15 protein-coding genes and 2 pseudogenes are annotated in these 10,813 nt (G+C 26.8%); 4 read left to right on the forward strand and 13 right to left on the reverse strand.

Annotation, left to right across the window (positions count from 1 at the left end; all coding sequences use genetic code 11):
* Nucleotides 1-357 precede the first annotated feature (357 nt).
* A pseudogene (locus H2277_RS09330) lies at nt 358-2,977 on the forward strand (conjugal transfer protein TraG N-terminal domain-containing protein).
* Between the two features lie 39 nt (nt 2,978-3,016).
* On the opposite strand, the gene H2277_RS08230 reads toward H2277_RS09330, so the two are convergent.
* The 7 genes and pseudogenes from H2277_RS08230 to H2277_RS08260 form a co-directional block, all read right to left on the reverse strand.
* The gene (locus tag H2277_RS08230; RefSeq protein WP_337201849.1) at nt 3,017-3,280 is read right to left on the reverse strand and encodes a hypothetical protein; all 264 of its coding nucleotides are present in this window, start codon (nt 3,278-3,280) and stop codon (nt 3,017-3,019) included.
* 273 nt (nt 3,281-3,553) lie between these two features.
* The gene (locus H2277_RS08235) at nt 3,554-4,027 is read right to left on the reverse strand and encodes a nucleotidyl transferase AbiEii/AbiGii toxin family protein (RefSeq protein ID WP_337201859.1); all 474 of its coding nucleotides are present in this window, start codon (nt 4,025-4,027) and stop codon (nt 3,554-3,556) included.
* 13 nt (nt 4,028-4,040) lie between these two features.
* Nucleotides 4,041-4,373 carry a hypothetical protein gene (locus H2277_RS08240; RefSeq protein ID WP_233908110.1) on the reverse strand — a complete coding sequence of 111 codons (333 nt, stop codon included), beginning with the start codon at nt 4,371-4,373 and terminating at the stop codon, nt 4,041-4,043.
* 16 nt (nt 4,374-4,389) lie between these two features.
* Nucleotides 4,390-4,632 carry a DUF2442 domain-containing protein gene (locus H2277_RS08245; protein WP_087703711.1) on the reverse strand — a complete coding sequence of 81 codons (243 nt, stop codon included), beginning with the start codon at nt 4,630-4,632 and terminating at the stop codon, nt 4,390-4,392.
* Complete coding sequence (locus H2277_RS08250; protein ID WP_337201850.1) at nt 4,616-4,843, reverse strand: DUF4160 domain-containing protein; 228 nt, start codon at nt 4,841-4,843, stop codon at nt 4,616-4,618. Before H2277_RS08250 ends, H2277_RS08245 begins: the two co-directional genes overlap by 17 nt.
* A 138-nt stretch (nt 4,844-4,981) precedes the next feature.
* Nucleotides 4,982-5,341: a type II toxin-antitoxin system HicB family antitoxin gene (locus H2277_RS08255; RefSeq protein ID WP_002779573.1), complete on the reverse strand. Its 360-nt coding sequence runs from the start codon at nt 5,339-5,341 to the stop codon at nt 4,982-4,984.
* Nucleotides 5,342-5,344: 3 nt separating this feature from the next.
* A pseudogene (locus H2277_RS08260) lies at nt 5,345-5,573 on the reverse strand (type II toxin-antitoxin system HicA family toxin).
* Between the two features lie 277 nt (nt 5,574-5,850).
* Between H2277_RS08260 and H2277_RS08265 the strand changes: the two are divergent.
* Both H2277_RS08265 and H2277_RS08270 read left to right on the forward strand, forming a co-directional pair.
* Nucleotides 5,851-6,198: a hypothetical protein gene (locus tag H2277_RS08265; RefSeq protein WP_337201851.1), complete on the forward strand. Its 348-nt coding sequence runs from the start codon at nt 5,851-5,853 to the stop codon at nt 6,196-6,198.
* Nucleotides 6,199-6,236: 38 nt separating this feature from the next.
* Nucleotides 6,237-6,497: a hypothetical protein gene (locus H2277_RS08270; protein WP_337201852.1), complete on the forward strand. Its 261-nt coding sequence runs from the start codon at nt 6,237-6,239 to the stop codon at nt 6,495-6,497.
* Between the two features lie 320 nt (nt 6,498-6,817).
* Here the strand turns inward: H2277_RS08270 and H2277_RS08275 are convergent, their stop codons facing one another.
* The 4 genes from H2277_RS08275 to H2277_RS08290 form a co-directional block, all read right to left on the reverse strand.
* A complete protein-coding gene (locus H2277_RS08275; protein WP_337201853.1) occupies nt 6,818-6,988 on the reverse strand; it encodes a hypothetical protein in 171 nt (56 codons plus the stop codon).
* A gap of 824 nt (nt 6,989-7,812) precedes the next feature.
* Entirely contained in the window at nt 7,813-8,010 is a 198-nt protein-coding gene (locus H2277_RS08280) for a hypothetical protein (protein ID WP_337201854.1), read from the reverse strand.
* 194 nt (nt 8,011-8,204) lie between these two features.
* Nucleotides 8,205-8,432 (reverse strand): WGR domain-containing protein, encoded by a 228-nt coding sequence (locus tag H2277_RS08285; protein WP_337201855.1) that lies wholly within the window; start codon nt 8,430-8,432, stop codon nt 8,205-8,207.
* 11 nt (nt 8,433-8,443) lie between these two features.
* Nucleotides 8,444-8,674 carry a hypothetical protein gene (locus tag H2277_RS08290; RefSeq protein WP_337201856.1) on the reverse strand — a complete coding sequence of 77 codons (231 nt, stop codon included), beginning with the start codon at nt 8,672-8,674 and terminating at the stop codon, nt 8,444-8,446.
* 228 nt (nt 8,675-8,902) lie between these two features.
* Here H2277_RS08290 and H2277_RS08295 point away from each other — a divergent pair, with 228 nt between their 5' ends.
* Nucleotides 8,903-9,841, forward strand: a complete 939-nt coding sequence (locus tag H2277_RS08295; RefSeq protein ID WP_337201857.1) for a tyrosine-type recombinase/integrase — start codon at nt 8,903-8,905, stop codon at nt 9,839-9,841.
* Nucleotides 9,842-9,883: 42 nt separating this feature from the next.
* Here H2277_RS08295 and H2277_RS08300 read toward each other — a convergent pair whose 3' ends face one another.
* Complete coding sequence (locus tag H2277_RS08300) at nt 9,884-10,231, reverse strand: hypothetical protein (protein WP_337201860.1); 348 nt, start codon at nt 10,229-10,231, stop codon at nt 9,884-9,886.
* Between the two features lie 334 nt (nt 10,232-10,565).
* Entirely contained in the window at nt 10,566-10,778 is a 213-nt protein-coding gene (locus H2277_RS08305) for a hypothetical protein (RefSeq protein WP_337201858.1), read from the reverse strand.
* Nucleotides 10,779-10,813 lie beyond the last annotated feature (35 nt).

The following is a 10,813-nucleotide window of genomic DNA, read 5'->3' on the forward strand; positions in this document are numbered from 1 at the left end:
AAAGATAGTAGATTTAGTAAATTTAAATCTTGTTAAGTTTATTATTTAGTTCAAATAAAAAATATAAAAAAATATAGAAATTTAATAGAAAGAAGAGAAATTTAGTTAAAAGTTTGTTTGGTAAGCCAAAGGGAAAATTATAGCTCTCCTTTAAAAGGGGAAATCAAGTATTAATAACACTTGACTATAATTATACAAAGTAGTATAATTATTACTATAATTTTGTTTAGCAATTTAACACCTCCCTTCTGGGCGGTAAATTAACGCTAAAGGGTTGCAGCCCTTTGGCGTTGCACCCTTTTATAATTATACCAAACGAATTCTTTAGCTTCTGAAACAATTTATGAAAGATTTTACTTGTTATTCCTTAGCACTTTGTTTTTTTGCACCTTCATTTTTATTTGGTGCAACTGAAATAGCTAATGGAAATCTAATTTATCTTGGGGTTATGGCGATGTAATGAATGAAATCATGCAAGCTGTTAAAGGAATAACCACTGAAACAGGTTATATCGTTAATGCAGCCTTAGCTATTTCATTATTACTTTTTAGTATCAAAAAAGCAATGGATGGACAAACAAGTCCTGTGTTTGAACTTGGAAAAATGTTTGTACTTTTTGCTGTAGTGTGGTACATGTTTTAAAAGCACCAAATGACAATAATTACCGCTTCATGATTCACGATGAAGTCACTAGCAAAGATTATGTCATTTCTCAAATTCCTATAGGTATAGGAAAAAGCTTTGCATTAATGACACAATTTGAAAGACTTATTCTAGAAGCTATGAAAAAACATTTTTCAACTCCACAATCTACAAATTTTTCTAATTCAGGTTTAGATTTTTCACTTCAAGTGATGAGTACTTTGCCAAGCGTAAAGCTTTCGGCTATTGATGCGACTTTATAAAAAAAATATTGATTTTTACTTTAGAAACTGCGTTTCAGTAGGTATCTTGCTTAATCAACAAGGTAGAAATCTTTTTCAAAACTCTGATAATTTGATGCAAGATCTTTTCACAAACATAGGCAATGGCTCTCAGCTTACTCCTTTGTTCACAAATAACAATAATGTTGAAGAACAAAGTGTTGTGCCTTGTTCTGATGCAGGTTCTCAAATCGTTGAAATGATTAAAAAAGATACAGATGAAGCTATGAAAATTCATGCTGCTTTGCTTGGTATGGTAGATGATATGACAAATTATGAGTAAAAGTTCTTAGGCGCTGCACAAATCTATAACGAACAAGCTGTGAGTGCTAGATCTTATTTGTAACAATCTATGGTGATGCTTGCTTTTCAAGATGCAATCATTAATACGGCTAAATCAGTAGAATTAAATCCTGCTTCTGTGGATCAGCAATTTTATGCAAGTATGCAAGCACAAGGACACTTGGCACAAACTTATTTGCCTTTATCTAAAGCTTATTTAACAGCCATTATCATAGGTTTGTCTTGGCTTGTTGCTTTGCTTTCTATTGTGTTTGGCTCTTACGCTCATAATTAAGATGTTTTTTACTCTATGTATTTGGATAGTGCTTTGGACTCCTATTCTTTGTATCATTAATTATCTAAATGATTACAATCTCATGAAAGTTGCACAAGTAATAACAGGTGGAAAAGCAGCTTTAAGCTTAGGAGATAATATGCTTATCTTTAAAGAAGTAGCAAGTAGATCAAATTTCATGAATTATCTTGCGATGAGTACTCCTGTTTTAGCTTATGCCATAGCTAAAGCAAGTGAGCAAGGATTTGTGAGTTTTGCTTCTGGATTATCTCAAGCCCTAACAGGTGCTTCAAGAGCTGCTGGAAGCTTTGCAAATCAGCAAGCCTTATCTACACAAACAAGTATAGCCGCTCCTAGAGGAGATGAAGTTTGGGCTGTGGGTGCAGGTTATAATACTCTTCAATCTTCGTTTGGTGTAGGTGGTAGAAGTTTTGTAGGAATAAGAGATATGCAACATGGTGGCGAATTAGTTAAAAATAATATAACAGGAAGTTCTGCTGTAATTAATGCTAATGGTTCAATAGGTAATGCTTCTATTAAATGTTTAAATGCTGGTATGACTGCAAGCAATTTAGAAACTAGACAACACGCTCTAAGTGATGCGATTCAAAATTCTAACCTATCTCAAAGAGCTTTAGAAGTTGCTAGTGGTAAAGGAGATAGCTTAGCCTTATCAGAAAATGATAGAAATGCTATCACCAAAGCAACAGGTGTGGATGTAAAACAAGCTGATCAAGATGTGATGGAAGGAAAAATTGGCGGTAATCTTGGTGGTGGTTTTAGTCTTGGCTTTGGTGACAAAGGCGGTGATAAAGGGGGGAATCAAGCAAATGCTCAAGCAAGTGGTCAAATAGGAGGTAGTTTAACTACAAATTCAATAGAATCTGAAGATTGGTATCAAAAACTAAGCGAAAATCAACAAGAAACCTTTAATAAAACCTTCAACGAAAGCCTTTCTAATGAAATTGGCAAAAATAGAGATGCAAATACTTCATTTAATAATCTTCTTAAAACAGGAAATGTTACAAATTCTGCTAGCATCAAAAGTTCTATGGATAGCTATAATGAAGCTAAAACGCTTAATAATTCAGTGGGTTATGATGGCGGTTCATCTATCGTTCAAGGCTATTAGTTAATAAAGAAAATGTGGCTTCTGCTGTGAATGCTGTTGAAAATATGGCTGCAAGAGGGGATATGCAAGGATTATCACACTATGCAGGAGTGGATTCTAATGTCAATTCAAACGGATTACACGATCAATCAAAACATAATTATTATGATCCAAAAGGCACTATGACTGATCACAATAAAGCCATAGATGATTTATCAAGGTTTCTTGAAAACAAGAAATGCTCCTACTAAAATTGAATCACATAGATTAGCATTTGATGTAGAAAAAGCAGTAGGTGCAGTTGAGAAAAAAACAGGAACTGCTATTAAAGAAAGAAATGAAAAAATAAATGATACTTATAAATAATAATGCACTAAGTCTAGTTTTAACTAGGCTTAGTGGCGATTAATGGTATATATTTCCTATCATAAAATTATATTTTGGATCATTAATATAATCACTTTCAAAAGTTGATGAGTTATTAATATCTAATGGGCGATTAACAACTCTAACATTCTCTTTTAAAAACTTCTTGATTTTCAATAATGTATTTTTAGGATACAATTTGCTTAACCTATCTCTGATTAGATATAAAAGACAACAAGTTATTAAAACACTAACGATAGATGCAAATACTGCTAAATAAATAATTAAGCGCGCTTTATCCATCTTTATTCCTTTCAACAATAATTTATTTATATTTTTAATAAAATTAAACCATTTTTTAATAATTTTTGCAAGTATTTATGCTATAAAATGCTTATTTTTAGGGGTTTTAACGGGGTTCTTTTTTTATTCACTTAAAATTTTTATCAATGGTTTTGTGAAAATTTTGTAAAAAATCTTTTAAAATAAAATCGCTCTTTGTATTAAATTTTATTATATTGAATTTGTTCTATTTTAATATTTTTTAATTTATTAATAATATCTTTTGGATCCATATTAGTTTTTTTTAATTAAAATATCAAAACTTTTTTCAATATCCATTTTATTATTTGTCAAAATGGTATAAATATCAAACAAATCCCTTGGTTCATCTCTAGAAATTGAAGTTTCTAACTTATTAACAAAGATATTTTGTATGCTGTCTATAAGCAAACCATTTTCAAGTTTTACATAATCGTTTTTTTCGTGAAATACATAATCATTAACTAAATCTATTTTGAGATTATTTTCTTTGATATAAAGTTGAGTAAAATATTGATTAGAAACTTTTATTTTAAAATCTATATTATTATCTTGTAACATACTTATAAAATCATTAAATTCTTTTGGAGTATGATTTTTAATTCCATTGTTAATCAAGAAAAAATCCAAGTCATCAGAAAATCTAAATTGATTATAATGAAATCTTTGCAAATCTGTTCCGCCTGTAAGGTAAAAATCTAAATTTTCTTTTGCAACTAGATCAAGAATTTTATCTTAGGTTTTATATAACTGGATATACTTCTCTTCTTTTTCCCGCATCTTTTATGCCATAATGTGCGATAAGCTCATCAAGTCTTTCTTCGTAATAAAATCTTTTGTGATAACCTAATCTTTGGTTTTGAGAAATGATAAATTCTTTTATCCATTCTTCATTATCGATAATCTTTAAATCTTCAAACATTGTAAGTGAATTTTGAAAAATAGCACTAAAAATTGTTCTTGCAAAGTCTTTATCGTTAATATGTTCTATTATAAAACTAGGGGTCATAGTAGTATTTCCCCAATAGCAATTTTGTAAAATGTGTTCTGCAATTTGTATTTTATCTTTTTTCATCGGTTTAATTGTATTTTCACGCTACTTTATTCACATTGCTTTTAAGCATAGCTTCTATACTTAAATGACAGTCCAATTCTTCCCATTCAATACCTGTATTACCGCAGATAAAATGCCATTTTTCTAAATCTTCTAAATTTGCATTTTCAAGTTCTTTGTACCATTTTAAAGGAGTTTGGATTATGCGTTCGTCTTCTAATAAAACAATAAGATAATCTTTATTGAATTTTACATTCTTTGCCTTAACTAAAGTATTCATTCCATCTCCTTTCAAATTCAAGTTTGTGTTTTTTGACAGTTTTTAGAATAAAAGACAAATCTTTGTTTTTAAAACTGCTGAGTCGAACTTGTAAATCTTCTAAATTAATTTTTGCAAATTCATTACCTTTCATAACATGAATATGCTTTGGTTCATGTTCATTTGAATAAAAGAAAAACTTAAAGCCATTGATTTCTAAAAGAGTGGGCACAATTTTCCTTACTTTATTCATAATTTTTAATAAAATTATACCATTTTTTAATAATTTTTGCAAGTATTTCTGTTATAGAATGCCTATTTTTTAGGGGTTTTAAACGGATTTCTTTTTTTTATTTAATTATGTCAATTTTTAAGTGCTAATTTTATAAGACTTTATAGCGCTATTTGCAAGATCGGCTAAGAATTTGCTTCTATTATCGCTTATTGTATCTATTGCCTCTACTAAGCTTTTAGGTAAGGTAATATTAATTCTAATTTTTGCTTCATTATCAATAGGTTCTTTAATATAATCACCTTTTTCAAGCATAACTTCTAATGCTCCTTTAAATGCTTCTTTGAGATCTTTTAAGGCTTCTATTTCATTTTCACCATCTCCCATAATATAAGGGAAATCTTTATATCTTGCAAAATATCCTCCGCCATCTTTTTCATCAAGTTTTTTTATAATAATTTCATAAGGTAGATTAAGATAGTAATCTAAGTCTTTCATCATTCATTCTCCTGTTATAGCTTTTAAAACCATTTTGACATATATAGCCTTTATAGGGCGTTTAAATGGAATAGTAATAAGATCACATTCTTTTTTTTCTAAATTGATAATGTAATCCGCCTTTATTAAAACATTCATAACCTTCGCTTTCTAATAAAATCTTAAGCGTTTCAAAGCGCACATTGTTAGGATTATTTTTTAAATCTTTAATAATTTTATCTTTTTTACTCACTATAATATCCTTATGAGTATGTATTATACACACTTTTTATTAAGTATCGCTTATAAACCGAACGAATTCTTTTAATCTTGCTGTCTTTGTATGTTTAAAGGTGCTTTTCTGCCCCTGCGGTTTTGCTAAAAATACTTCCATTTTAAACTTAAAAAAACCTAAAGTTTAGATATAATCTCACAAAACGCTTGCTATGTCGTTTCATAGTTAAGCCTTTAGGGTTATTTCCGCCAAGAGTTAAAACTCAAGGCGGATTTTTATGAAGGAAAGATTTAAAATGAGAAATTTAACTTTAGAAGAAAATATATTTTTAGCAAAAAGAAACCTTGTAGATATTATTTGGAAATCCGCGAATTTAGAAGGTGTAAATGTTACTTTTCCTGAAACTCAAATGATTATAGATGGCTTTAGTATTCCTGATAAAACAATACAAGATTTAACAATAATTTTAAATCTTAAAAGAGCTTGGAATTATTTGTTTGATACCATTAATGAAAAAGTTAGTTTGAGTTTGATACAGGACTTTAATAGGATTGTAGGCAGAGATTTAGTTCATAAATCAGGATTTTTAAGAGCAGCTGATGTTAAAAATTACCTATTGATTATGAGGTTAGTGAAAATATAGAAATAATTTTAAAAAATGAAAATAAAAAAGAAGTAGCATTGGATTTGATGTTATATCTTATGAGAAGTCAATTATTTTTTGATGGAAATAAAAGAACTTCAATGCTAATTGCTAATAAAATTTTAATTGAAAATGGATTCGGTATTTTGGCAATTGCTAAGAATGATATGAATGAGTTTTTTACCCATCTTGTTAAATTCTATGAAACAAACAATAATTATGAAATAAAACAATTTTATAAAGAAAATTGTATTGAAACAATGGTTTTTCATAATGATGAAGAAAAAAACAAATTATAGGAAAGAATTGAGATAACACCCAAATTTTCATATAAAACATTAAAACTTATTCATTCAAAAATACTATAATTAAAGTGTATTAAGTATGGCTACTCTTTCGGTTATAAGAAGGAGGCATGATGAGTATTTTAGTTCTTGTCTTAGAATTAATTAACAAGATAATCAAACTCGTTGATTATCTCACTTAAAAAACCGAAATAATTATAAATAAACCACGCTTAGTTTAAGCTTAATACAATTGTAACAAAAAACACTTAACCAAAAGAGGCGTGGCTTTCGGCTATTTGTTCTTGCAAAGTCTTTATCGTTAATATGTTCTATTATAAAACTTCTATAAAAATTTCTTTATTTTTTAGTTCCTCATAAAAATTTTTTCTTTTATTGAGGTCGTTTGTAGTTACAATGGTAAATCCTGCTTGTTGAATTTTCATGAGAATTTCTTTTGAAATATTCATACTATGAAATAATTTTTTAAAACGCTCAGGTGTCATTATTGCTGCTCTAATATAATGAAAAAATGGATTACCATTTTCTTTATTTTTATTATATTATATAGTATTATTAAACACTATGTCACTGCTATAACTAATGTTTTGGAAATTATCTTCTTTGATACGCTTTCTTATCTCATTATAAAATGAAGTTAGTTTGTTATCCTCATCTTTAATAAGATTAAGTATTTTATCTAAATATCGGTTTTTTTTCATCAAAATTATCCACATTAAAACGAAAATCTAAATATTATGTTATTATACAATCAACATATTAGAACAATACTAAAAATATAAACTAAATTGACAATTTTTTTATTGGTATGATATAATTTAAAATCATTATAAGGGCAGATCGAGATCGCCCATCTTAAATATTATTTTAAATAGCTACTCAAATCTTTTTCAAAATTCTCTAATAAATCACTTAAAAAAGCATTGATGCCTATAAAGGTATTATGTGATTTTGTGCTAATTCTAGGAGCTAAAGCCTTTTGATTTGTTATTTTTGTTTTATATAAATTTTCCCAATGAAAACTTCTATTTCTGATTGTGAGTAAAAGGTTAAGAACAATATTTGCTTTTTCTATATTACTAAAACTATTTTTATATTTTTTATTATTTACATAGTGAAAGTAATATTCTTTGTTGTGTGTATAATATTTTTTAAATTTATATTAGAAGAATTAATTATTTTTGCCTCTAAATATTCTAGTTTAATTATAAATATTACATCCCCTAAAGAAATTCTTGAAATGAGTTGATTGTTATCTAATATTTCTTTGTTTTGCAATTTAATTATTTTTTGTTTGATGTTTTCTTCGTTATAATTTCTTAACCATTCTAAATCTTTTTTTCATATGTTTATCTAGTAAATTTCTTAATACTAGTTCAAGTATTGCTATTTTTGTTGTTATACTTGCAATCATTTTTAAATTATCAAAATGTTCGTAAATATTATTATAAGATTCTAATCTTTCTTTAGAAAACAAATATTCAAGATCGGTCTGTTCTGTTGGCATGAATTTCTCTAATATTGAATTAATATTCTTAAATCATATCAAATTTTTACAAAAAATATTATTATTCACACTTGTAAGTACTTTTTTCAAGCTTTCTTTCCATTTCTTTTTTTTGGAAATAAAATTACATGGTAAAATAGACTTATCTCAAAAGCCTATTTTATCAATGTTTTTCTTATTTTTTGAGCAAAAACTTACGCATACCCTTTTTTCATTTTTTGTTTCTTTAACTTCTCAAAAAAAAATTGTGCCTCATTAAAACTTGGGAATACATTATTTTTTCTTCCTGTGCAACTTTTAAAACGCACATTTCCGTAAACTCTCTCAACCATATATTCCTCAAATAGAGTGGCAATAATTTCTATGCTATAATAGCGAATGTTTCCTTTCTCAGTTATTCTGTGTAACAAAACATTATTCATAAAAAACCTAATTAAAAATTATTTATTGTATTCAAAAAATCATTTTTAAACATTTTTTCTATAGCAAGCTTAATCATTTGATTAATTTTCTCATTTTCTTTAGCTACATTAGAAATTTCATCTTTGTAAGCAGGAATCATCATTTCTATCATTTTTAATGTTTTTTCATCAAATAATACTCTTTTTGGAATTAATATTTCATTTTTTTGAATATTTTCATTATTTATTGTATTTTTTTCCATTTTTATCCTTTATTTGTTAAAATATATAAATTATACCATAATATTAATAAAAAATTGTATAAATAAACAAATAATGCAAAAATATAAATATTTTTATGATATAATTTAAAATATATAACATAATCTTATTTCAAAATAAGCCTATTAAAATATATATTTTGATATTAACACAAGTAAATAAATATAACATAATATTTAATTATGTTATAAAAAAAGGATATAAATAAAATGAAACTTAAAAATACTACAATAAGTGAAGATTTAGAGCGTTGGATAGAAGCTTATTTGAAACATATTCAAGCATTATCCTATTCAAATAATACTTTTTTACTTTATAGGCGTATTTTACTAGAATTTGTAGAATATTCTTTAGATTATCAAGATGAAATGCAAATAAACGATATAAAAACGACTTTTTTAGTCAATTTTCTTAATTATTTAGAAAATAATTCAAAAAATGGCAATAAACTATCAAAAAAAACAAAAATAACTTATTTGAAAGTATTAACTAGCTTTTTTTCTTTTATAAGTGATAATAATGATGATTTGTTTATTTTTTCCTTTGATATGAAGAAAATTAGATTTAGAACAGAAAAATCAGAAGAAAAATTAAATTATCTTAATGAAAATGAAATTATAAGGCTAAATAATGTTTTAGAGAAAGAAAAAGCAAAAAAAGAAGTTTATAATAGTTTTAGAAACTCTTTACTGATAAAACTTATGCTTTATGGAGGACTTAGAATTTCTGAAGCTTTAAATGTAAAACTTTGTGATTTTGAAGAAGTTGATGATGAAATATTAAAAATATCCATAATGGGCAAGGGCGGTAAAGAACAATTTGCATTTATTAAAAAAGAAGAAGTTGATGATGAGCTTGAATATTTTAAAGAAAATATCCAAGATAGTGATTACATAATGCAAACTAGCACAGGAAAACATTTAAATAGAAGTAATGCTTTTTTGATTGTAAATAATATTTACGCTAAAGCTTTGATCAGCAAAAAAGGACTTCATTTGCTTAGACACACTTTAGCTATGAGATTAACAGCCAAAGGAATAAACCTTGTGGTCATACAAAAAATTCTAAGACATGCAAATCTAAATACTACTGCTATATATGCCAAAGCAACAAATGATACAGTAAAAGCTGCGTTATTGAATAATTAATTTTTCTAAAATTGATTATTTACATAGACTTCTTTTTGAAGTCTATGCTGTGAATCTTTCTAATAAAAGTTTAGGTTCTCCGCCAAGTATTTTGATGAAATTTGCAATTCTTGATTGTATCATTTCTATGGAATACATACCTCCTAAACCGCCTAAAGCATAAAATAATTCTTCGAAAATGTCTTCTTTGTTAAATTCAAGTTCTTCTATGTCAATAAGATCAGGAGTTCGACTACATTTTTGTAAATTTTGATATATTTTGACTAAAATCTTGATTTTTTGTAGATTATTTTCAGCCTCTAAATAAGAATTTAAGTGTATTATTAGGGTTTTTATGAGTTTTTCTCTATTTTCTTTATTTTCAAAAAACTCAAGAGGACTGTGATTTATAGTTAAAATAACCAAAAGAACATACTTGAAAAATTAATAATACAAAAAACATATACTTTTTAAAAAATAAAATTTTTCAAATATAGAAAATCGATAGAAGAAGAGAAGTTTAGTTAAAAGTTTGTTTGGTAAGCTAAAGGGTTGCAGCCCTTTAGCGTTGCACCCTTTTATAATTATACCAAACGAATTCTTTAACTTCTGAAACAATTTATGAAAGATTTTTGTATAAGTTTTAATATTTTATATGAAAATTTAGGCGTAAGCTATAAACAAGAAGCCTTTCGAGTTAGCTAAGAATACTTGGCTTTAGTTAAGAAGCTGCTACTTCTAAGCGTTAGCGAAAGTAGGAGTAATTCACAGTTTTCATTGTTTTAAAATTTTTCTCTTCGTTATTAATAGATAATTTCGATATATCATATCTATCCCAAAAGATAAGCTCTAAAGGTCGTTGTAAAAAATGATAAGTTAAGCTTATAAAAATAATCAAAGCTACAAGCACACCACAAGGTATATAAAATCTTTTAAGTTTGTAGAAGGATTTATTCATTGTTTATCCTTTACCCGCTTTTGCTTCACAATCGG

This window comes from Campylobacter sp. W0014 (assembly GCF_020135975.1).
Classification (GTDB): Bacteria; Campylobacterota; Campylobacteria; order Campylobacterales; family Campylobacteraceae; genus Campylobacter_D.